We start from the raw sequence: 22,468 nt of genomic DNA on the forward strand, positions 1-22,468 counted from the left end.
AGCGCGCCGCCACTCCGCCGCTTCAAATGCCCCCGCGCGGGGCAACCGGTGGTGACGGAAACAAACGGCGGAACAGTGGAAAGGTGGTGCCTGGTGCGGACGGTCGGCGTCGAGGAAGAACTTCTGCTCGTGGACGAGGGGACCGGGGAGCCGAAGGCACGAGCGGCGGCGGTGCTCGCCTCGGCCGACGCGGCCCCCCGGGAGACCTCGGTGGAGAGCGAACTGCACGGCCAGCAGATCGAGTTCGCGACGAGCCCGCGCGCCGACGTCGGTGAGCTCGCCGAGGAGATCAAGCGCCTGCGCACCACGACGGACGCCCTCGCCCGCCGCGCGGGCGCGCGCGTCGCGGCGCTCGCCACCTCGCCGCTCCCGGTGAGCCCGCAGGTCAATGACGGGGAGCGCTACCGCTGGGTCACGGACAAGTTCGGCGCCCTGGCCCAGGAGCAGCTGACGTGCGGCTGCCACGTGCACGTCTCCGTCGCCTCGGACGCGGAGGGCGTCGCCGTCCTGGACCGCATCCGCCCCTGGCTCCCCCCGCTCCTCGCCCTGAGCGCCAACTCACCGTTCTGGCAGGGCAAGGACACCGCCTACGGCAGCCACCGCGCCCGCGTCTGGAACCGCTGGCCCTCGGCGGGCCCGTACGACATCGCGGGCAGCCCGGAGGCGTACGAGGACCAGGTGCGGGCGATGCTCGGGACGGGCGTGCTGCGCGACAAGGGGATGGTCTACTTCGACGCGCGCCTCTCGCACCGCTGGCCCACGGTCGAGATCCGCGTCGCCGACGTGTGCCTTGACGCGCGCACCCCCGCGCTCCTCGCCGCCCTGTGCCGCGCCCTCGTCGACACGGCCGCCCACGAGGCGGCCGGGCGCGTGCCGCCCGCGCCCGTCCCCACCGCGGTCCTGCGCCTCGCCTCCTGGCAGGCCGCCCGCTCCGGCCTCGACGGCGACCTCCTCCACCCCGTCCACCTCACGCCCGCGACCCCCGGCGAGGTCGTCGAAGCGCTCCTCGCCCACACGCGCGACGCACTCAAGGAGAACGGCGACCTCGACCTCGCGGAGGCCGAGACCTCCCGCCTGCTGCACGAGGGCAACGGCGCACGACGCCAGCGCGCGGTGTACGAGGAGACGGGCAGCCTCGGCGACGTCGTCCGCGAGTGCGCGAGGCACACCGTAGGGGAGTGAGACCGGGCGCGGGGCGCCGGACGCGTGCCGCTCGGGACCGCGGCACCCGGGGGGCGGAGCGGACGCCCCGGGGGGTCCCCGGGGGCGGGCCCGCGCCCGGCGGCGAAACGGCGCGGGCGCCGCCACCGCCCCCGCGCTCACCCGTCCCCCGCCCGCCCCCAAGCGCACGAGCAGCCGCACACAGGGGGGCGTGGAAGCCGTCGGTAGCGGGCGCGGTCATAGGCGAGGGCTGTCCGCGCCACGAGGTCGCTGCGCGGTCAGCGCCGGCCGATCACGTCCGTCAGCAAGGCTGTGAAGACCGTGGGCCTGACGAGGCGGTGAGAGCCTCTAACAGAATGCGCTGGTCGAGGCGGCCGGGTGGTTCCTGCATGATGGACCGGAGGGTCTTCCATCTGAGGAGTGCGCGTGACCGAGGACACGGCGGAGCTGGTCCCCCGTGCCGCTCATGAGAACAGCGTCGTGCTCAGCGTGCTCGGCCGCCGTGACCCAGGCGAGACCGACGCCGACGGTGCGACGCGGGTCTGAACAGAGGAGGCGCATGGACGGCTTCGCCGCTCCGGGCAGGGGCGATGGTCCCCCGTCCCGGTGGCAGGCGCGTTCTGGCGCCCTGCTCGACGAAACGTTGCGGAACCTGCGGGCGCCGGCCGTCGCAGTCGACGAGGACGGCCTCATCGTCGCTGTCAACAGCGCGGCGCTGAGCCTGCTGGGCCGGGATGCCTCCGCGCTGGTCGGCCAGGACTCCCACGACCTGCTGCACCGGGACAGATACGGGCACTCGATGCCGCGTACGCGCTGCCGGATAAGAAAAGCGCTCCTCACGGGGGACACCGGGCAGGGCGACGGGGAGTGGTTCGTCCGGGGGGACGGAACTCTCGTCCAGTTGTCCTGGCTGGTCACGCCCTACACCCCCGATCCGGGTGGCGAAGGCGCGTTGGCGCTGCTGTACGAGCCGAAGCAGCCGGACGTGCGCCCCGGCGACGGTGAGCAATCCGTGCCCTTGACGGAACTGGACCGCCTGGCCCTGCTGGCGGAGACGACCACGCAGCTCACCTCCACCCTGGACGTGGACGAGGCACTGCGCCGACTCGCGGCCCTGACCGTGCCCCGGCTCGCGGACTGGGCCGTGTTCGACCTGCTCACCGAACGTGACGAGGTGCGACGTGTTCTCGTGATGGAGCACAAGGACGGCGTTCTCATCGAGCGGGAGGACCTGCGAGGGCCGATGCCCCCGGTGCCCGCGGAGTCGCCGATGCCTCTGTCCCGGGCGTTGCGCGGTGCCTCCTCCTCCCTCGCCGGCCCTGCCACCTACCAGGGTCCGCCCGATTCGGGCATCGCGGTCGAGCAGCAGCGTCTCTTCACCGCGACAGGTATGCATTCCGCCCTGATCGCCCCCATTCGGGGCCTGCGCGACGTTCTCGGTGCCCTGACCCTGGGGCGCGCGCAGCGTCCTGACGCCTTCACCCCCGCCGACCTGCCGCTGCTGGAGGACCTCACCCGCCGGGCGGGCCTGGCACTGGACAACGCGCGCCTGTACCAGCGTCAGCGCAAGGTCGCCGAGACCATGCAACGCCACCTGCTGCCCCAGTTGCCCGTCCTGCCAGGCGTGGAGATGACCGCGCGGTATGTACCCGCTCCGGACGCCTCCTCCGTGGGCGGTGACTGGTATGACGCCTTCGCCCTGACCGAGCCCGTCCACGCCCTGGCCATCGGCGACGTCGTCGGACACGATCTCGACGCCGCGGCGGGTATGGCGCAGATCCGCAACATGCTGCGCGCCTTCGCCTGGTCCCACCCCGAGGCCGCGCCCAGTGCCGTCGTCACACAGCTCGACGAGGCGGTGATGCACATAGCCGAGGTACCCGTGGCCACCATGATCCTTGCCACGCTCACACGCGGTGACGACCAGTTCTGGCGCCTGCGCTGGACGAACGCCGGCCACCCGCCGCCCCTGCTCGTCACTCACGACGGCCGGACCCGCTACCTCGACGAGGCGCACGGCATGCTCCTCGGCACCGGAGCCACCAGATCTCGCTCGGACGCCGTCACCGTCCTGCCGCCCCAAGCCACCCTCCTGCTCTACACCGACGGGCTGGTCGAGTCCCGGCACCACTCCATCGATCGCGGACTCGACCGGCTGCGTCGACACGCCGCCTCCCTCGCCCACCGCCCCCTCAACCCGTTCTGCGACCAGCTTCTGGACCAGGTCCGCCCCAGCGACAACGATGACGACGTCGCCATGATCGCGCTGCGCACACCCTCTGCCGACCGGTCAGGCTGAAAGTCGCTCTCACGTGGACGCCTCCACATGCCGGCTTTCCGCCCCACCGGCCCCGTCGGGCGGCGCCGTGGCAGCGTGGGCGCGTCACATCGGTGGTGGGGGGGGCGGTGCGTGTCACAGGCGTGTACGAGAGGGGGGAGGGGCGGAACGGTTCGGGGCGGTCCCGTGATCCTCTTGACCGGAAAGGCGCACCGAACGAACGAAGGAAGTCCCATGCGGGTCAAGAAGCTCCCCCTCGCCGCCGTCGCGCTCCTCGCGGGGCTCTCCCTCACCGCCTGCGGAGGCGGCTCCGGCGACGACGCCGCCGGGGGCGACTCCTCGTCCGCCGCCACGGGCCGCCCGCAGACCGGCTCCGGCACCGACGCGGCTTCCGGGGGTGGCGGCAGCGCCACGGGCGGGGCCAAGGCGGCCGGCACCTCCCACGGCTCCGCGAACGACTCCTCCGGTTCCGGTGCCTCCTCCGGCGCCGACGTGTCCCAGGGCAGCGACGGCGGCCAGATCAGCGCCGGGGCCTGCAAGACCGAGAACCTCGCCTTCGACACGGCGCACGGCATGGGCGAAGGCACCCTCGTCGTCAGTATGCGCAACACGAGCGGCGACGCCTGCGCGCTCAAGGGCTTCCCGGGCATCGACATCCGCTCCGACGAGGCCGGGGCGCCGCTCAGCGCCGAGCGCAGCGCCATGACGCCGCCCGCCGTCACCCTCAAGTCCGGTGACACGACCCGCTTCACGCTCCACTACCCGCCGAGCCGGAGCGGCAACTCCGGCGTCTTCATCAACGCCGTCGACGTCACCCCGCCCAACGAGACCCACACGCAGCGTCTCTCGGTCGGCTTCAGCATCGAGGCGGGCGCCGACAAGCCCGGCCTCCTCGTCGTGGACCCCGTGGGCGCGGGCAAGCAGTGAGCTACGCGGCCGACTCCGGCCCCGCGCGCACCCGAAGCTCCGGCCGCGCCTCCCGCCACCGCGCCGCCTTCCCCTCGCGGACGCAGCCCGCCCTCACGTACCAGCCGGGCAGCCCGCGCCCGCCGCGCGGCGCACGACCTCCGCGACGACTTCTCGCGGGTCAGGATCTGCCGCAGGGCGGAGAGTTGGGCGTCACGGGGGAGGCGGGCGAGGACAGCCGAGCCCGGCGTCGGCCCCCCGTGCGAAATCCCCTCGCCCCGTCGTGACCGCGCGCTTACCCTGCCCGGGTGATGACCGCCGAGCAGGTTCTCGCCGTGCTCGCTCTGCTGCGCCGGGCCGACGCGCCCGTGTGGGTCGCGGGGGGCTGGGGGATCGACGCGCTCCTCGGTGAGCGGACCCGGACGCACCAGGACGTCGATCTCGCCTACCGGCGTCAGGACGAGGCCGCCGTCGTGGCCGCGCTCGGGGCGGACGGCTTCGCGGAGACGGAGGACCAGCGGCCCGTACGGCATGTCATGACCGCCCCGGACGGCCGCGCGGCCGACCTGCACCCGCTCGTCTTCGCCGCCGACGGCTCGGCCCGGCAGGAGTCCTTCGAGCCCGGCCGCCCCTTCCCGTACCGGGCGGAGTGCTTCGTGACGGGCACGATCGCGGGGACGCCGGTCCCTTGCCTCTCGGTGGCGCAACAGGTCCTCTTCCACACCGGCTACGAGCCGAGGCCGCACGACGTGGCGGACATGGCCCGGCTGCGGCAGGTGTTCGGGGTGCGCACCCCGTACTGAACGACCCACGGGACGAGGCCAGGACGGTGCCGGGACGAGCCCCGAAGGGGTCCCGCGAGGTGAGCGGGTGGTCACCTCGCGGAGCCGCCCCCGCGCCCTCGTCCCGCGCCCCGCCCCGCGTCCCGTCACCCCGCCCCACGTCCGGACCCCGGTCCCGCGCGCGCCGTGCCGTTACCGCGACGGCGGCTTGATGAGCGCGAACCGCGCGCCCTCGGGGTCGGCGACGACCGCCATCCGGCCCGCCACCATGTCGAAGGGCGCCGCGAGCACCGTGCCGTCGCGGCGGATCAGCGCGTCCGCCGTGGAGTCGACGTCGTCCACGGAGAAGTACGTCAGCCAGTGCGCCGAGGTGCCGGGCGGATCGTTCTTGAGCTGCGTCGCGCCGCCCACCGTCTTCCCCGCGACCTTGATCGCCCAGTACGCCTCGACGCCCTCCACCGGCTCGAAGTTCATGCCGAACACCTCCCCGTAGAAGGCGGCGGCGGTGGGCACGTCGGCCGTGTGCAGCTCGTTCCAGATCAGCGTGCCCGGCTCGTTGACGAGCCGCGCCCCGGCGAACTCGCCCGCCTGCCAGACGCCGAAGGCCGCGCCCTGCGGGTCGGCCGCGATGAGCATCCGGCCCAGGTCGCCGACGTCCATGACCGGCGCGAGGAGCGAGCCGCCCGCACCGGCGATCGTGTCCTGCGTCGCCGGGGCGTCGGTGGCCGCGAAGTAGGTGGTCCAGACGTTCGGCGTCTCCGGCTGGTCCTCGGGGACCGCGCCGATACCGGCCACGGCCTTCCCCCGCAGCTCGCAGATCGCGTACCCGCCGGACCCCGGCCGCCCCTGCCAGCCGAGCAGGTCGCCGTAGAAGTCGATCGCGTTCTGCTGGTTCTTCGCCATCAGGTCGACCCAGCACGGCGTGCCGGTCGCGTACGGGCTGGTGATTTCAGGCACCTTGCGCCCCTTTCGTGGGATTCGTCCCACACCCTGACGGCCTGGACGAGTCCGCTGCCACCTGACACGCCGCCACCTGGGCGCACGTCAGTACGGCGGTCGCGGGGGCGCGCCCGTACGGTCCGGGCGCCTCCTCGGTACCGTGCGGGAGCCCCCGCCGACCGGGGGACCGGGGCCGGCCCGGGCGCCCCCGCCGACCGAAGAGCCCCGCCCCGCCGACCGGGGAGCAGCCGGCCCAGGAGCCTCCCGCCGACCGGGGAGCCGTTCCGTTGCCCCCGCCGAGGAGTCCCCCCGTGCCCCCGTACCTGCGTCCCGTCGCCATCACTCTCGACTGCGCCGACCCGCTCGCCCTCGCGGCCTTCTACCGGGAGGCGACGGGGCTCGCCCCGCACCCGGAGTCGGGTGCGGAGTTCGCCGCGCTCACCGGACCCGACGGCTTCGTCCTCGGCTTCCAGCCCGTCGAGGACTACCGGCCGCCGAGCTGGCCGGGGCAGGACGTCCCGCAGCAGGTCCACCTCTGCTACGAGGTCGACGAGGACCTGGCCGAGACGGAGGCCCGCCTCCTCGCCCTCGGCGCCGCCGTACCCGGCCACCAGCCCCACGACCCGGCCCGCGCCCGCGTCCTCACGGACCCGGCGGGCCACCCCTTCTGCATCGTCCGGAAGGAGGGGGAAGCGGAGGGCTGAGCGGTGCTGCCGTCACTCCACCCGCCGCGCGAGCACGCAGAACTCGTTTCCCTCGATATCGGCGAGGGTCACCCACGACACCTCGTCCCCCTGGCCCACGTCCACGTGCCGCGCCCCGAGCGCGAGCAGCCGCTCGACCTCGGCGGCCTGCTCGCGATCGCTCGGATTGACGTCGATGTGCAACCGGTTCTTGACCGCCTTGCCCTCGGGAACCCGCGCGAAGGCGAGCGAGGGCGGCGCGTCCCCGGGGCGCCGGGCCCCCGTCCCGGGCGCGCCGATCGACACGTACTCGCCGCCCTCGTCCTCGTACACCTCGTAACCGAGCACCTCGCACCAGAACCGCGCGAGCGCGCGCGGATCGACGCAGTCCACGGCGAGTTCGGTGAATCGGCTGGTCATACGTGATCCTCTCGACGGGCCGGGGCCGGTACCACCGGATCGATGGGTGAAGGGCCGTCCCCACCGGGGGTGGGGGGCTGGAGCCGCTCGGCCGTCTCCTGGTGCCCCTCCCCGGCCGGGCGAGTCCGCCCCCGGAGGGTCCCCGTCCGCCGACGCCACGGCCGCACACCGACGCCCGGCGGCACGCGGCGGGACACCTGGCCGGGACGCGGGCGAACTGCTCGGCGACGGCCATGGCGGCAGTATCCCGGCGCCGGGTCGCGCCGGGCGAGGCGTTTACCCGGGGCCTGTGCGCGGAGGCGGGGCTGTCGTCACCGCTCCGCTCGTCCGGCGGACCGGGGTCGGGTGGAGGAGCTTGTGGGCAGGCTGGGCAGGTCCAGGTGGCCGGGCGCGGCGGAGGAAGTGCGAGCCCGGGCTACTGCCCGGGCGCGAACGCCTCGGCGACGGCGGCCTCGGCGTGCAGGCGGGTGGTGGGGAAGACAGGGACCGGGCTGTGCTCCGGGCCGATGAGGAGTTCGATCTCGGTGCAGCCGAGGATGACGCCCTCCGCGCCGGAGGCCACGAGCCGGCTGATCACCTCGCCGTAGGCCGCGCGGGACTCCTCCCTGACGATGCCCAGGCAGAGCTCTTCGTAGATCACCTTGTGGACGAGGGCCCGGTCGTCCGCGTCCGGCACCAGGACCTCCAGGCCGTGCCCGGCCACGCGGTCGCGGTAGAAGTCCTGCTCCATGGTGAACGCGGTGCCCAGCAGCCCCACCCGGCGCAGACCAGCGGTCCGCACCGCGGATGCCGTCGCGTCGGCGAGATGCAGCAGCGGAACGTCCACCGCAGCCTCCACCTGACGGGCGACCTTGTGCATCGTGTTGGTGCAGATCAGCAGCAGGTCCGCACCAGCCGCCTGGAGGGACCGGGCGGCCTCGGCGAGTACGTCGCCGGCCTCGTCCCAGAGCCCGGCTACCTGCAGCCGCTCGATCTCGGCGAAGTCGACCGAGTACAGGACGCACTTGGCGGAGTGGAGGCCGCCCAGCCGCTCCCGGACCCGCTCGTTGAGCAGCCGGTAGTACTCGGCCGTCGATTCCCAGCTCATGCCGCCGATCAACCCGATGGTCTTCATCACCCCACTCTCCCACGCCCTCCCCCGCCCGAGGAGCGAGAGCCCGACGGCAGCGGGACCGCCCGCCCTCGCGGCACCTGTTGTCCGGTCTCGGACAAGTCCGCGTGAGACGGTGCCCCGACCTGCGGCGCCCGGCTTCGAGTGCGCCCGGCTTCGAGTGCGACTGGTTTCGCGAGGTCGTCTCACTCAAATCTGAGCAAACGGCCTTCTTGGTCAGAGGTGCAGTTCGGGCGGGAATCCGGTCCAGCGCAGTTCTGCGGGCAGGTGCCGCATGTCGTTGTAGAACAGCACGGAGGCCGGCCTGCCGGGTGCGTATCGGATGACGGTCAGAGCTGCGTTGCCGTGGTCGAGGCCCATCCAGCGCCATTCGGGTGCGTCGAAGGCGGCTCGGATCAACCATCCGATGAGGAAGTTGTGCGTGACGACCAGTTCATGGCGGGGACGATCGCCGTCTGCCGGACCCGTGAACTCTGCGAGTGCTTCTCAGGCCAGTGCCGGACCGCGGGTGCGTTCTTCCTCCGGGACCAGGGCGAGGAAGGTGAGCATGGCGTCGGCCGAATCCGGCGGCAGTTCGTCCTTCTTCAGCAGGTGGGGGATGTAGTCGCCTGCTAACTCTGACTGGTGCAGTGGGGTGTCGCCCCGTTGTGCGCCGATCAGCCGGGCCGTTTGCTCCGCCCTGGGCAGCGGACCGTGGTAGATCGCCGAGAGCGGGGTGTTCCGGAGCCGTTCACCGAGCAGAACGGCTTGGCGCCGGCCGCTCTCCGTCAGCGTCGTCTCGTCCTCTGACGCTTCACCGTGCCGAGTGAGGTAGAGGTAGCGAGTGGTTGTGGCCACGCAAGCTCTCGCCGCCCGAATCGCTTGGGTGAGTTGGGTGTGCTTCCTGGGGCCCCACTGCTGTCCGCAGCTGCCCTCGCTTACTTGAGTCAGGCCGGACGGTCACGCACCATGTTCTTCAGCAGGAATTGGAACCAACAAGGCGAAGGCGAAGGCGACGGCCTGGCGGGTTGGTCAGGTAGTCGTTCACGCGGCCCCAGTCCCTACGATCAAGAGGGAGACGTTCCCGTCGCAGGCCCACAAGATGTCGCGCGGCAAAGGGATTCCGCATGAAGCTCACATCTCCCGACGGCAGCGGGGAGTGTCGACTCCGCTCTGGCGGTGAGGGATGCAGCCTCTCTCCCAGGGCTTGGCCCACCCGCTCTCCTGTCGCAACGTCCGGCGTGCGGCGAGTGGTTGACCAACGAGCCTGCCAGGTCGTTTGGGAACGCCTGCGGACAGCGGTCTCAAACGACCTGGCAGCAGCCGGAGAACATCGTCCTCCATGAGTGCCGCGATGTGGAAAGCCCCGAACCCGCCCTCGCAGTCTCGGATCTGCACGTGGTGATGTGCTGTGCTATGTGCACCTTTACCTGTACACGGTGCTGAGCTGCGCTGTCTGATGGGGAGTCGAACCCCCGCGTTGCTCTTCACGCGCCAGGAGTGGGTTGGAAAACCGCCAGCCCTCGGTGTGTGCACGCCTCCGAAGCTGCTACCCGCTCCACATCGTCCCGGACAGCTGGACTGCTCAGTCCATCAGATCGACTTCCCAGTTCGTACGCTGGATCCGCACATCGACCTCGCGGATCTCCCGGGCGAGTGCATCCGCCTGACTACGCAGTTCCGCGACCGGAAGCGCGGAAAGCATCGTCAGCTCGGACCGGAGCTGTCGGCCGTATCCCCGGTCACCCTTACCCGCGGCCGCGTCCGCCGCTGCGGTGACCACCGAGTGACGCAACCGCAGGATGTCCCGGCGCGCGAGCGCATCGGTGAGCGTGCCGTCCGGACCCATCTCCACCGTGGCATTGGTCCGGTTGATCTGTCGAATCAACGCTTCCAGGGTATTGAGCACCTCACTGGCCTCAGCCAACAGCTGAGCCGCGTCCTCGGCGGGTGTCTCCCCCTCCTGGTACCGCGCACTGCTGACGACGCGCGCTCGCAGCTGTTCTACGCGGCGCGTTGCCTCCGCGCGTTCTGCCAGTGCCTCAGCAAGCTTCACTGTCCCGCCTCCCTTCCATGGACTCGCACGAGTATACGAATGCGAACCGGCTTGTACGCATCCAAATTTTGATCTCTCGGAGCTCTGGCCAGCCATGAGAGGAGGGCAGGGGCGGCCACGCGAAGGGTCATGAATGAGAATCCGACAGCACGGACGAGAACGAGTGGTAGTGGGAAGGCGACTGGCTCAGTGCGACAGGGCATCCGTCTCGCCGCGCAGGGCATGGTCTAAGGCCGTGTCCTACATGGTCAGTTGGCAGTTGTGCGGGACATGTGGAGACAGTTCCGGATGGCCTGTGGGAGACCGCGAGGCCGCTGCTGCCACCGACGCGAGTGCGTCCGCAGGGCGGTGGGGTTGCGAACATCGATGACGAGGCGGTCTTCGCTGCGGTCATTTACGTGCTGGTCAGTGGCTGCGCCTGGCGGGCCCTGCCGCCGTGTTTCGGGGCCTCGAAGTCGACCGTGCATCGCCGGTTCCTCATCTGGTCCCGGGCCGGGGTGTGGGGGCAGCTGCATCAGAAGGTACGCCAGCTCCTGGATGGCCAGGACCTGCTCGATCTGTCGCGCGCGGTCCTCGACTCGGCCCATGTCCGCGCTAAAAAGGGGGCGAACTTGCAGGTCCGAGCCCCGTGGACCGGGGTAGGCCCGGTTCCAGGATGCATGTCCTGTCGGATGCGAACGGACTGCCCCTACGCGTCGGGCTCTCCGCGGTCAACATCCACGACAGCCTCGCCCTGAAGCCGATGGTGTCCCATTTCCACATGGGACACGAATCCCATGCGAACGAGTCCAAGCCTCAACGCCTCCCTGCTGACAAGACGTACGACGTGCCTCACCTGCGGCGATGGCTATGGGGCAAGCACATCGGCGTCCGCATTGCCCGCAAGGGAGTGGAGTCCGGCGAGCGACTCGGCCGCCTGAGGTTGGTCATCGAACGCGCCATGTCCTGGCTGACCGGCTACCGCCGGCTCAACCACCGCTACGAGCGCGCCCCTGGCAACTACCTGGTTTCCTCGGACTGGCCGCAGCCCTCTGCTGCTACAAACGGCTCCGAAAAACTGACCATTTAGGACGGTCTTAACTAAAAGTCCGGACAGCTTGAGTGGACGCTGTCCGGGCTGTTCGGGCACAGACGGCTGCAACACTCTAGAACTGCAGCCGCTCGGCGGAGCCGTCCTCTCAATGGGAGCAGGCGCAAGAGGCGAATCCGATTCGATCGTTTCGGGAGGAAAGAACTCCCTGTCTGGGAAAGGGCCGGCTCTGCGACTTGCGCCAGCCAGTGCGCTGCTGCAGTGGCCAGGTGGCCTGCCCATGTGACTCCAGTGATTCTTCCCCGGCCGTTCAGCTGACCCCAATGTCATCAAATGAGAGTCGGCGAGCTAGATGTTGGCCAGGGCACATCCGCGACCTTGATTCAGCCTAGCCAGCGCACGGCTGTAGCTCGAAGTCCCTTCTGCCCTTCGTCGGGATAGAAGGCAATGGATGAGCCGGAATCGAGATAGGACCACTCCCCCTCGTCCAGCAACTCCTTCACATGAAAGAAGTAGTCTCTCCCCCATGACCGCGTGAACCCGTACATCTTCTCTTGGAGGACTCGCGTAACCGTCCCCACGCGCCGCTCTACGAGCGCCGGATCAGTTGCTCGCAACCGATCTTTGAGCCGAGCTGAAAAATTTTCGAGACTCTCAATTAGAAAGTCATCATCCATCCTCCGAAGCAAACGCTCGCTCAAATCGATCAACTGCACCGCTCGGTCCGCTGGTTCGCCGACCAGCATCTCGCTCCGGCCCGAATCTGCGAGATTCGCCGCTGCCTCAATTATCTCCACTGCAGATTCATATTGAGCATTGGTGACTCTTTTTTCTGCTTCATAGACGCCAGCCCGCATACCAATAGCCATCGCCACTGAACCTTCATATGAGTCCGGCTTCAACGTAATGGCGTGTGATGCACTGGTGATTGCCGCGTCGAAATCACCCAACTGAATATGGGCCCACGCAATCTCATTCGCCACCGCTGGCGGGACTTGCGCAAGTTTAGCGGCGCTCTGCAGAAGTTTAAGCCCCAAGCCAGGATCCACTCCCTCGTTTACAAGGAAAGACCCGTATAGGTAGCACAATGTGGCTGATTCAGGGGCAATCTCATTCGCCCGCTCGTATGCAGCACGAGCTGAGCTTACGTCGCGTAGGCCAGTCTGGATGTAGGCTTCAATGCGCCATGACTCGTGGTATCCCGGCGATAGCATCTGTGCTTCGTGGCAGATTAGCAACGCCTCATCAGCCTCACCTCGATCGTAACTTCTCAAGGCATCACGGAGGAGCCGGGCGGTGCTGAAATGGCCCGGCCCTTGAACATCAAGAGTTCGAGGATCGTAAGGGGATGCTGTACTTTCCGCCTGAAGTCTCATACCGAGGTCCGAAAGCTCTCGGCTCCGCCCCTCATACATAACTCGCTGTAGCGATCCTACCGAATGCCTCTTATCCAGGTACTGTTTACCAAAATCTGCGAGTTGGTAAGTAGATTCTGTGGCTTGATCCGTTGACGTGCCTTGCATTTGAATAAAGTTTGTGGACATCAGCTCCAGCAAGCTTGTTTGGATTTCACCCGCAGAATATTCGTTGAGGAACGCCAGCTCGGCTTGGCTTCGTCTCCCGGGGAGCACTTGCATCGACCGCAGGACGGAACGAGCGCTCTCGCTCAGGTGTCCATATACGTTCGACATGCAGAAGTCGAGTAGAAGATCATTCTCGCGCAGTAGATCTTCAGGGCGCAGACCCGACTGCACGCCGGCCACGAACCATCTAATGTAAGCCGGGTGCCCCTTCATGGCTTGCACCATGCCGTTCAAGGAGTGAGGGCGGAGCCCCTGCAGAGCATCAACATTACGAACGCGAGCAAGTTTCAGCAAAAGTCGAGTCGAATCATCATTCGACAGCGGTTTCAAGGAGACTGGGTTTTCGATGCCCAATCCGATCCGACTGGTAATAATTACCTTGCTCCCCATGGGGAGATCGAGCAAGAAGTCACGGAGCCTCTGATCTAGAACGGTCTCCATGTTGTCCAGGATAAGGAGCACCTTAAAATGCTCCAGGTACGACAGAACCTCAGCAGCTGGGTCGGCTGCCCGCTTGGCTTCAGCCCCTCCTAGCTGTTCGGCCGCAGAGGCGAAGAGGCCCAAAGAATTTTCGATGGCTCCACTGATTCGCTGGATCTCGTTCACCGTAAGCATGGTTGCTTTCGCGGTTACCCAAACGAGAGCTTCGAACGGATTCTTGGGATCATCCAGCAGCTCGTATGCGGCCTTCAACGCGATAGATGTCTTGCCAATTCCACCATCTCCCAGGATGGAAACCACCGGATAGGCGCCCTTAATTGCTTTTTTTATTCGATCGAGTTCCGCTCGGCGACCAAAGAATCCAGTCTCATCAAAATCTGGCGCCGGAAGGTTGTGTTGAGGGGCGGTGTCTGGATCTGTTACTAGGTTAATGGTCAGACCCAGGACGTATGCAGGGTCCGTCTGGAGCTTGGAAAGCGTACCGCTAAGGTGAACCCAGAAGCTCGACGCCACGGAAAAGGCGTTTCTGGCTACGTCATGCACGACTGCTAGGTCGTCGATTTCCATGGGCCGCGTGTGTGCAACCCTATTTCGAACCTGCGTCAACTGCCCTAGATAGGGTGCAAAAATGCGCAGAGACTCTTGAGCCTGCTCAGGGAGCTCTTTCTTTTTCTTGGAAAGAACTTCATACGATTCAGCAAAATCTAGATAGGGAACCAAGCTGGCTATTGAGAGTTGCGCTTTGGCTCCCATTTCTCGTGTAATGCGGATCGCCGCTCGATCGTAACTGTCTACGCCCAGGGCGACTCGGGGATCCTCACCTTCCTCATGCGCCCCCAGAATAGCATTTCGCAGATCCTCTTCCATGGCGGAGAGGAGTGCGAAGCAAGTGAGTCGAGTGGCGCTTGAACTCATGTATCCCCCAGGACTTGTCTGTCTCTTGACGCGATGAGAGGCAATGATAGGTGACCTTGAGGTGATGTGCATCACCTTCGGCCTATTCCTTCAAAAGCGCCCTCTCTGGGCCGGACTATGCTGCGAGGCTTGAGTGTTCAAGGGCGAGCCAGGTGGAAGAACGGCTGAGCATCCGGGACCACGGCTTCGTGTGCGCCAAACCAGTGGGTGCGCAGTTGACCACCATCCCCAGCTCACGATCTTGATCGTGGACAGGCTCCATCGGTTCGTCCACGACGAGCACCCTGGCGGAGCCCTCAGGCAACGCCGCTTCCCGGTGACCCGTGAAGGGCGTCCTGAGTACGCCTGCACCGAGAGGCCGGGCCCGGATGACGACAGTTATCGCGCAAATGCGACATCTATCGCGCTGTCTCACCCCTGCCCGGCCTCGGCTGCTAGCCGCCGCTAGCAGGGCGCTTGCAATAGTTAGCAAGGTGGGGCAGCATCGGGGCATGGTTTCGCTTGATGTGGGGGGACTTGGGGAGTTCCTGCGGGAGCAGCGGCGGGCGGCGCGGTTGTCGCTGCGCCAGCTCGCCGACGCGGCCGGGGTGTCGAATCCGTATCTCAGCCAGATCGAGCGCGGGCTGCGCAAGCCCAGCGCCGAGATCCTCCAGCAGCTCGCCAAGGCCCTGCGGATCTCCGCCGAGACGCTCTACGTGCAGGCGGGGATTCTCGACGAGCGGGAACGGGCCGAGGCCGAGACCCGGGCCGTGCTGCTCGCCGACCCCACGCTGACGGCGCGCCAGAAGGAAGTACTGCTCCAGATCTACGACTCCTTCCGCAGGGAGAACGGCGTCCCCGTGGAAGACGACTGACCGGCACCCGTACTGCCAGGCACTCACCCTCACTCGTGTTCCGGGAGGACCACGCCATGGCCATCACCGACGATCTGCGCACGACACTCACCGACCCGACCCCCCTCTATTTCGCCGCCGGTACCGCCGAACTCGCGGTCCAGCAGGCGCTCCGGCTGCCCGCCCTGCTCGACCAGATCCGCGCCGAGGCGCCCGCCCGTGTCCAGGCGGTGCGCGAGAGCGACCCCAAGGAGATCCAGGACCGCGCCGTCGCCCGTGCCCGCGAGGCGCAGGCCGTCGCGCGGGCCGCCGTCACCGAGGTCGTCTCCGCCTTCTCCTCGCGGGAAAGCCGCGAGGCGGAGCTGAAGCGGATCCAGGAGAGCGCGCAGGGCATCGCGCTGCGCGGCTTCGGGCTCGCCGCCGAGTACGCGGTGCGCGCGCGGGAGACGTACGAGAAGGTCGCCGAGCGCGGCGAGGAAGCGGTACGCGGCTGGCGCGGCGAGGAGGGGAAGGGGTACGGGCAGGAGAGCGGTACGGCCACGGGGACGCGCTCCGGGGACGATGACGGGACCCCCGCGCCCAGCGCCCCGCGCGTCGCCGTCGACCCGGAGCCCGACGGGCCCATCGACCGCGCCGAGCCCTTCGATCGCGGGGAGCCGTTCGATCGCGCCGAGTCGGCCGAGCCGACTGGGCCGGTGGAGCCGGTGGAGCCGGTCGTCGTGACGAAGCCCGCGCCCGGGGCCGCCGCCGCCGAGGCCGCCGCTGCCGAGGCCGCCGCCGACGCCGCCCCGGAGGCCGCGCCCGCTCCGGCCGAGGAGCCGCCCGCCCCGCGCAAGGCCGCGCCCCGGCGCGCCGCCCGGCCCGCAGCGAAGCCCGCCGCGAGGAAGGCCGCCGCCAAGAAGCCCGCCGCCACGCCGCCCGCCAGGAAGAGCGCCGAGGAGACCCCCGCGCCGACCCGCCCGGAGACCCCCGCGCCGACCCGCGCGGAGACCCCCGAGGGGCGCGACGAGGCGGGGAGCGCGGGCGGCGCGGGGGAGTAGCCGGGGGCGCGCCCGGCGGGCGCGCCCCTTCGCGCACGGGTGCCCTGTCGGTGGCAGCCGGTACGGTGGAGAGTCACACGCCGTACCGGCCGCTCGCGGCAGGCACGCGGACTACGTAAGAGAACGACCGAACGAACCGGGCGGTGGCCATCGTGTTGATGCAGGGCTTCGGCAACTTCCTGTCCCTGCTGTCCCTGGCGCTGACTCTCTTCTGCGCCTACGCGTTCTTCGACAGCCTCTTCCGCCGCGAGGACGCGTACCGCGCCGCCGACAAGAAGACGAAGCCGTTCTGGGCGGTCATCCTCGGGCTGGCGCTCGCGGTCGCGCTCATCTTCGGCATCGGCCCCATGTCGTTCCTGTCGATCATCGGCCTCGTCGCCGCGATCGTGTACGTCGTGGACGTACGGCCGGCGCTCAAGCAGGTCACGGGCGGTGGACGGCGGCGCGGCGGGTCGAGCAGCGACGGCCCGTACGGCCCGTACAACGGCGGACGCTGACTCCCGGGGGCCGGGCCCGGAGGGGCCCACCGGCTGAGCCCCCGGGAGGAGCCCCGCGAGCCGAGTCCCACGGAGCGGACCCCATGGCCTGAGGCGCGCGCCGGGCCCGGCGTCCGAGCGCCGCGCAGGGCTCAGCGCGCGAGGAGGATCGCCGCCACGTCGTCGGTGAGTTCGCCGCCGTTGAGGTCGCGGGCCGCGTGCACCGTGGACTCCAGGAGTTCCGTGCCGTGCAGTCCCGCGCCCTGGTGCTCCCGGACGAGCGCGAGCATCCCCTCCTGCCCCAGCCGGAGGCTGCCCGCGCCGATCCGGCCCTCGATGAGGCCGTCCGTGTAGAGCATGAGCGACCACTCCGGCCCCAGGCCGACCTGCGTGCGCGGCCAGCGCCCGCGCGGGAGCAGGCCGAGCGCGGGCCCGCAGGGCTCCTGCGGCAGCAACTCGGCGCGCGCGCCGCCCCGTCGCACGACCGGAGCCGGGTGCCCGGCGAGACACATCGCGGCGCTGCGGCCGTCCGGCGCGATGTCGACGGCGCAGAGCGTCGCGAAGGTCTCCTCGTCCTCCCGCTCGTGCTCCAGGACCTCCTGGAGCGTCGCGAGGAGCCGGTCGCCGCTCAGTCCGGCGAGCGTCAGCGCCCGCCACGCGATGCGCAGCTCGACGCCGAGGGCCGCCTCGTCCGGGCCGTGCCCGCTCACGTCGCCGATCATCGCGTGCACGGTGCCGTCCGGGGTGCGCACGGTGTCGTAGAAATCGCCGCCGAGCAGCGCGCGCGAACGCCCCGGGCGGTAGTGCGCGGCGAAGCGGAGCGGGGCGCCTTCGAGGAGCGGGGTCGGGAGCAGTCCGCGTTCCAGGCGGGCGTTCTCCTGGGCGCGGAGGCGGCCCTCGGTGAGCTGGCGCTGCGCGGTGTCGGCGCGTTTGCGCTCGACGGCGTAGCGCACGGCGCGGCTCAGGACCCGGGCGTCGAGTTCGTCGCGCACGAGGAAGTCCTGCGCCCCGACGCGGACCGCCTCCGTACCGCCCTCCAAGTCCTCGGACGCGGTGAGGGCGAGGACGGCGTGGTGCGGGGCGAGGGCGAGGAGGCGCCGCAGCACGGCGAGCGGGTCGTCGTCGCCGGGCGCCGGGAGGTTCAGGTCGAGCAGCACGCAGTGCACGTCGTCGGTGAGGAGCCGCGCGGCCTCGGTGAGGTTGCGCGCGGTCCGCACGCGGACGGGCTTGCCGGAGGCGTCGAGCATCTCGGGGATGCTGAGCGCGCCCGCCGGGTCGTTCTCGACGAGGAGCAGCGTGAGATGGCCCCCGCCCGTGGCGGGGGTCGCGGACGGCGGGGCGTCCGAACACGCGGTCTCCTGGCGCGGGTCCGGTTTTCCGGGGCCCTCGCCCTCGCCCGGCTCGGCCGGGGTGTCCCCGGCGGGCGGCACGGGGGTGACGGTGAGGCCCGTGCCATGGGCGAGCAGCCCGGCGCCGTAGAGGCCCGCGCGGGGGTGGTCACCCACGGTGACCGGTTCGGGGTGCGTGCGGGGAGCCGTGGACTGCGCCACGTGGGCCGGTCCTGGCCGGCTTCCGTTTTTCCCGGGTGCGGGCATCGGCTTCCTTCGCCTCCCTCCGAGGCCACGACGGGACGCCGAACGGCGACCCAACGACGGGGACCCTAGGGCCTGTCTTCAATCCCGCCTCTGCCGCGCGACGCCCGGTACGCACTCTCGCCGCACCGGCCGAAAACCCAAGTACGCCCAGTACGACGGATTCCGGCCGGCACGCCGAGAGCACGACGAAGGTCACGCCGGGAGGGTGCAACCGGCGGGGAGTTCGTGGCGTGGGTCACGGGACCGGGCTCAGCCCTGGGCGGGGCTTCCGTCCGCCGTGGTGTCCTTCGCGGCGCCACCCTTCGTGGAAGCTGCCGCGCCCTGCTTCGCGGCACCGGTCGTGTCGAGCTTCGCGCCGTGTCCGGAACCGTGCCCGGCGCCCTCGTCCGCGCTCTTCCTCGTGTCCTTCTTCGCGTCCGTCTTCGTCTTCTTCCCGTCCTGCGGCTCCGTCTTGGCCGCCGCCTCCGGGTCCGGGCGGACCGCGCCCAGGATGTGCATGGAGCCGACGCCCGCGACCGTGACGGAGCGGCCGGGGCGCGGGGCGGAGAAGGCCAGGGCGGCGCCGACGACGGCGAGCGCGCTGAGCAGCAGCCGACGCCCTCCCCTCCGGCGGCGCGGCGCCTCCGCCCCCGTACCCCACGCCCCCGCTCCCGTACCCGGCGCCCCCGCCCCCGGCGCCACCACTCCCGCGCCCGGCGCCCCCGTCCCCACGGACGCGGCCCCGTCCTCGTCCCGCACCCGGCCCTGTGCCGCGCTCACGTCACGGTTCAACGTCCCCGCCCCCTGTCCCTCAGCCCCGCCCGTCCGCGTGTCCGGAGCCCGGCGTGTCCGGAGCCCCGCCTGTCCGGAGCCCCGCCTGTCCGGAGCCCCGCCTGTCCGGCGTATCCGGCCGTCAAAGGCCCCTTACCGCAAGTAACCCACCCGAATCGTGCCATGCCGCCCCCGTGTGGCGACAGAGGCACGAAGCGCCGGTTCGCTGTGAATCCGCCGCCCCCCTCCCTCGCTTCTCCGCAGGAGCCCCCGTCGCCCCCGCCTCCTTCACCCCGGCCCCCTCACTGCCACCTCCTCATCCCCACCCCTTCGGCGCCACCGCCCCCCACGCCACCGTCATCTCCCCTTCGCGCCACAGCTCCTCACGCCCCACCAGCGGCCACCCCGCCGCCCGCAGCGTCCGTGCCGTCTCCGTCCAGCGCTGCCGGGCCCCGTACGCCGCGTACGGGGCCGCCGTCGCCCAGGCGCGGTCGGCGTCGCGCAGGAAGGCGTGGACCGGCTCGCCGGGGAAGTTGCGGTGGATGAGGGCCTTCGGGAGGCGTTCGGCGAGGTCCGAGGGGCGGTCCAGGCTCGCGAGGCGGGCCGCGAAAGTGACCGTGCGGGGGCCTTCGGGGCCGAGCGCGATCCACACGTGCCGCCGCCCGATCTCGTCGCACGTCCCCTCGACGAGCAGCCCGCCGGGCGCGAGCCGCGCGCACAGCCGCTCCCAGACCCCGGCGACCTCCACCTCGTCGTACTGCCGCAGCACGTTCGCCGCCCGGACCAGCAGCGGCCGTGCGCCCCCGGGGAGCGGCACCTCGAAGCCGCCGTGCAGGAAGTCGAGCCCCTCGCGCCGGTAGGGGGCCGCCGCCGCCACGCGCGCGGGCTCGATCTCCACCCCGTACATCCGCACCCCGGGAGCCGCCGCGCGCAGGCGTCCGAGCAGTTCGACCGCCGTCCAGGGCGCGGCCCCGTAGCCGAGGTCGACCGCGACGGGGGAGGCGGCACGGCGCAGCGCGGGGCCGTGCGTGCGCGCGATCCAGCGGTCCATGCGCCGCAGCCGGTTCGGGTTCGTCGTCCCGCGCGTCACCGTTCCCACCGGGCGGGCGGGGGACGGGCGCGGGTTCATGGCTCCGAGGGTACGGGGAGCGGGGAGGTGCGGAAGCGGGCAAAGGCGCCCGGGCGGTCGCTGTCCGTCAGTATTGATCACCGGACGGTCAGGGTTGGGTAAAGAAACGGCCGCTGCCCTCCCCGGGGAAATGGACTCCGCACGTCCGGTGTTCCCGCTTGAGGGCTGTTCTCCGCCCGTACCGCGTGGGACGCGCGAGGCGGACGGGGCACGGGCCCGCGAGGCGGCCCCCTACGGCGTGGGGAGCCCGCCCCGCGCCGTACCGAGCCTCGCGCGGACGACGACGTCACGTGCGGGGCGACGCACGGCGAAGCCCCGCAGCCGACCGCACGCCGCAAGGAGGACGCCCCGTGAGCCAATACGTGTCGAGGCTCGGGCTCCGGCCGACCGCCCCCGGCGGGAGGGCCGGCACCGGCCGGCTCGCCGCGCAGGCGGGCCGTCTGCGCCTGCCGGGTCCCGGCCGCCGGGCCCCGCGCCGCGTCGCCATGCTCAGCGTGCACACCTCGCCCCTGCACCAGCCGGGTACGGGTGACGCGGGCGGCATGAACGTCTACATCGTCGAGCTCGCCCGCCGCCTCGCCGCCCACGACATCGAGGTGGAGATCTTCACGCGCGCCACCGAGGGCGGACTCGAACCGTGTGTCGAGCTGGCCCCCGGGGTCCTCGTGCGGCACGTCGACGCGGGACCGTACGAGGGCCTCAACAAGGAGGACCTGCCCGCGCAGCTGTGCGCCTTCACGCACGGTGTCATGCGCGCCTGGGCCGGGCACCGCCCCGGCTACTACGACCTCGTGCACTCGCACTACTGGCTCTCCGGCCACGTCGGCTGGCTCGCGGCCGAGCGCTGGGGCGTGCCGCTCGTGCACGCCATGCACACGATGGCCAAGGTCAAGAACGCCGCGCTCGCCGAGGGCGACACCCCCGAGCCCGCCGCCCGGGTCATCGGCGAGACGCAGGTCGTCGAAGCCGCGGACCGCCTCATCGCGAACACCGACGAGGAGGCCGAGGAACTGGTCCGCCACTACGCGGCCGACCCCGCGCGCGTCGCCGTCGTGCACCCCGGCGTCAACCTCGACCGCTTCTGTCCCCACGACGGCCGCGCGGCGGCCCGCGCCCGCCTCGGCCTCCCGCAGGACGCCCTCATCCCGCTCTTCGCGGGCCGCATCCAGCCCCTCAAGGCGCCCGACATCCTCCTCCGCGCCGTCGCCCACCTCCTCGGCGAGCGTCCGCACCTGCGCCGCCACCTCCTCGTCCCCGTCGTCGGCGGCCCCTCCGGCAGCGGCCTCGCGAAGCCCGAGCGGCTCCAGAAGCTGGCCGCGCGGCTCGGCATCAGCGACGTCGTACGGTTTCAGCCGCCCGTCGGGCAGGAGCAGCTCGCCGACTGGTTCCGCGCCGCGTCCGTCCTCGTCATGCCCTCCTACAGCGAGTCCTTCGGGCTCGTCGCGATCGAGGCGCAGGCGGCGGGCACGCCGGTGATCGCCGCCTCGGTCGGCGGCCTCCCGGTGGCGGTACGGGACGGCGTGACCGGTTTCCTCGTACGGGGCCACGACCCCGCCGACTACGCGGCCCGCCTCGCGCGCTTCGTGGACGCCCCCGAGCTGACCGCCCGCATGGGCGAGGCGGCGGCGCGGCACGCGCTGTCGTTCGGCTGGGACACGGCGGCCTCCGCGACGGCGGACGTGTACGCCGCCGCCGTGCAGGAACGCAGGCGTCGCGTACGCTCGCAGCACGTCTGACCTGGGAGGTACGAGCACATGAGCGCAGCGGAGAGCCCGGACGCCGTCCTGACCGCCTTCCTCGAGGACGCGGAGCTGGAGTGGGAGAGCCCCGGGCCGGGCTCCTACGTGGTCAAGCTCCCCGGCACCCGCAAGCTCTCCACGACGCTCTCGCTCCTGATCGGCAAGCACACCCTCTCCGTGCAAGCCTTCGTCGTGCGCCACCCCGACGCCAACGAGCCCGCCGTGCACCGCTGGCTCCTGGAGCACAACCTCAAGCTGTACGGCGTGAGTTACGCGATCGACCACCTCGGCGACATCTACCTCACCGGGCGCCTCCCGCTCTGCGCCGTCACCCCCGGCGAACTCGACCGCCTCCTCGGCTCGGTGCTCGAAGCGGCGGACGGCAGCTTCAACACCCTCCTCGAACTCGGCTTCGCCGACGCGATCCGCAAGGAGTACGCGTGGCGCGTCTCGCGCGGCGAGTCGACACGGAACCTGGAGGCGTTCGGACGGCTGACGGGGGAGAAGAAGAAGGGCGGAGACCCGGGCGAGGGGCCAAGCCCCACCTCGGACGCGCCGCGCGGCTGACGCCCGGGACTCCCGCCTGGCCATCCGTGCTTCGCGAGCGGCCACCCCCACTCGG

The 22,468-nt window shown here is 70.5% G+C and carries 18 protein-coding genes and 2 pseudogenes; 11 read left to right on the forward strand and 9 right to left on the reverse strand.

The features are described from left to right. Positions 1–90 precede the first annotated feature (90 nt). The 4 genes from IF99_RS0124755 to IF99_RS0124775 all read left to right on the forward strand — a co-directional run bounded on the left by IF99_RS0124755 (position 91) and on the right by IF99_RS0124775 (position 5,148). On the forward strand, positions 91–1,182 hold the full coding sequence (locus tag IF99_RS0124755) for a glutamate--cysteine ligase (protein WP_199806558.1): 1,092 nt from the start codon (positions 91–93) through the stop codon (positions 1,180–1,182). Between the two features lie 538 nt (positions 1,183–1,720). After that, entirely contained in the window at positions 1,721–3,460 is a 1,740-nt protein-coding gene (locus tag IF99_RS0124765; protein ID WP_030999497.1) for a SpoIIE family protein phosphatase, read from the forward strand. Positions 3,461–3,673: 213 nt separating this feature from the next. Next, positions 3,674–4,366, forward strand: a complete 693-nt coding sequence (locus IF99_RS0124770) for a DUF4232 domain-containing protein (protein WP_030999499.1) — start codon at positions 3,674–3,676, stop codon at positions 4,364–4,366. Positions 4,367–4,656: 290 nt separating this feature from the next. Next, complete coding sequence (locus tag IF99_RS0124775) at positions 4,657–5,148, forward strand: nucleotidyltransferase domain-containing protein (RefSeq protein WP_030999501.1); 492 nt, start codon at positions 4,657–4,659, stop codon at positions 5,146–5,148. Between the two features lie 171 nt (positions 5,149–5,319). Here the strand turns inward: IF99_RS0124775 and IF99_RS0124780 are convergent, their stop codons facing one another. Then, on the reverse strand, positions 5,320–6,084 hold the full coding sequence (locus tag IF99_RS0124780) for a VOC family protein (protein WP_030999503.1): 765 nt from the start codon (positions 6,082–6,084) through the stop codon (positions 5,320–5,322). A 293-nt stretch (positions 6,085–6,377) separates the two neighbouring features. On the opposite strand from IF99_RS0124780, the gene IF99_RS0124785 reads away from it, so the two are divergent. Then, positions 6,378–6,770 carry a VOC family protein gene (locus IF99_RS0124785; RefSeq protein ID WP_030999505.1) on the forward strand — a complete coding sequence of 131 codons (393 nt, stop codon included), beginning with the start codon at positions 6,378–6,380 and terminating at the stop codon, positions 6,768–6,770. Positions 6,771–6,782: 12 nt separating this feature from the next. Here the strand turns inward: IF99_RS0124785 and IF99_RS0124790 are convergent, their stop codons facing one another. From IF99_RS0124790 to IF99_RS0124805, 4 genes and pseudogenes are all read right to left on the reverse strand, one after another. Further along, complete coding sequence (locus IF99_RS0124790) at positions 6,783–7,169, reverse strand: VOC family protein (protein ID WP_030999507.1); 387 nt, start codon at positions 7,167–7,169, stop codon at positions 6,783–6,785. Between the two features lie 415 nt (positions 7,170–7,584). Then, the gene (locus IF99_RS0124795; protein WP_030999509.1) at positions 7,585–8,283 is read right to left on the reverse strand and encodes an aspartate/glutamate racemase family protein; all 699 of its coding nucleotides are present in this window, start codon (positions 8,281–8,283) and stop codon (positions 7,585–7,587) included. Between the two features lie 213 nt (positions 8,284–8,496). Then, positions 8,497–9,117 (reverse strand): annotated as a pseudogene (locus IF99_RS31135) (histidine phosphatase family protein). Between the two features lie 727 nt (positions 9,118–9,844). Continuing rightward, entirely contained in the window at positions 9,845–10,315 is a 471-nt protein-coding gene (locus IF99_RS0124805) for a DIP1984 family protein (protein ID WP_030999511.1), read from the reverse strand. A gap of 272 nt (positions 10,316–10,587) precedes the next feature. On the opposite strand from IF99_RS0124805, the pseudogene IF99_RS33685 reads away from it, so the two are divergent. Further along, positions 10,588–11,395: pseudogene (locus IF99_RS33685) on the forward strand (IS5 family transposase). Positions 11,396–11,728: 333 nt separating this feature from the next. Here IF99_RS33685 and IF99_RS0124815 read toward each other — a convergent pair. Next, positions 11,729–14,236: an ATP-binding protein gene (locus IF99_RS0124815; RefSeq protein WP_234340841.1), complete on the reverse strand. Its 2,508-nt coding sequence runs from the start codon at positions 14,234–14,236 to the stop codon at positions 11,729–11,731. Positions 14,237–14,775: 539 nt separating this feature from the next. Between IF99_RS0124815 and IF99_RS0124820 the strand changes: the two genes are divergently transcribed. From IF99_RS0124820 to IF99_RS0124830, 3 genes are all read left to right on the forward strand, one after another. Further along, positions 14,776–15,138, forward strand: coding sequence for a helix-turn-helix domain-containing protein (locus IF99_RS0124820; protein ID WP_030999515.1), 363 nt, complete (start codon positions 14,776–14,778; stop codon positions 15,136–15,138). Between the two features lie 56 nt (positions 15,139–15,194). Beyond that, entirely contained in the window at positions 15,195–16,157 is a 963-nt protein-coding gene (locus IF99_RS0124825; protein WP_030999518.1) for a hypothetical protein, read from the forward strand. A gap of 152 nt (positions 16,158–16,309) precedes the next feature. After that, on the forward strand, positions 16,310–16,654 hold the full coding sequence (locus tag IF99_RS0124830) for a DUF2516 family protein (protein WP_030999520.1): 345 nt from the start codon (positions 16,310–16,312) through the stop codon (positions 16,652–16,654). A gap of 131 nt (positions 16,655–16,785) precedes the next feature. On the opposite strand, the gene IF99_RS0124835 is transcribed toward IF99_RS0124830, so the two are convergent. From IF99_RS0124835 to IF99_RS0124845, 3 genes are all read right to left on the reverse strand, one after another. Continuing rightward, on the reverse strand, positions 16,786–18,228 hold the full coding sequence (locus tag IF99_RS0124835; RefSeq protein ID WP_030999522.1) for a PP2C family protein-serine/threonine phosphatase: 1,443 nt from the start codon (positions 18,226–18,228) through the stop codon (positions 16,786–16,788). 249 nt (positions 18,229–18,477) lie between these two features. After that, positions 18,478–18,987 carry a hypothetical protein gene (locus IF99_RS33690; RefSeq protein ID WP_030999523.1) on the reverse strand — a complete coding sequence of 170 codons (510 nt, stop codon included), beginning with the start codon at positions 18,985–18,987 and terminating at the stop codon, positions 18,478–18,480. 307 nt (positions 18,988–19,294) lie between these two features. Further along, positions 19,295–20,107 (reverse strand): hypothetical protein, encoded by an 813-nt coding sequence (locus IF99_RS0124845; protein ID WP_030999525.1) that lies wholly within the window; start codon positions 20,105–20,107, stop codon positions 19,295–19,297. Between the two features lie 350 nt (positions 20,108–20,457). Here IF99_RS0124845 and mshA point away from each other — a divergent pair, with 350 nt between their 5' ends. Next, positions 20,458–21,843 (forward strand): D-inositol-3-phosphate glycosyltransferase, encoded by a 1,386-nt coding sequence (gene mshA, locus IF99_RS0124850; protein WP_030999526.1) that lies wholly within the window; start codon positions 20,458–20,460, stop codon positions 21,841–21,843. 18 nt (positions 21,844–21,861) lie between these two features. Next, on the forward strand, positions 21,862–22,413 hold the full coding sequence (locus tag IF99_RS0124855) for a YbjN domain-containing protein (protein WP_030999527.1): 552 nt from the start codon (positions 21,862–21,864) through the stop codon (positions 22,411–22,413). Positions 22,414–22,468: the final 55 nt, after the last annotated feature.

Origin of the sequence: Streptomyces sp. NRRL F-5630 (genome assembly GCF_000719475.1) — a bacterium.
Lineage (GTDB): Bacteria > Actinomycetota > Actinomycetes > Streptomycetales > Streptomycetaceae > Streptomyces.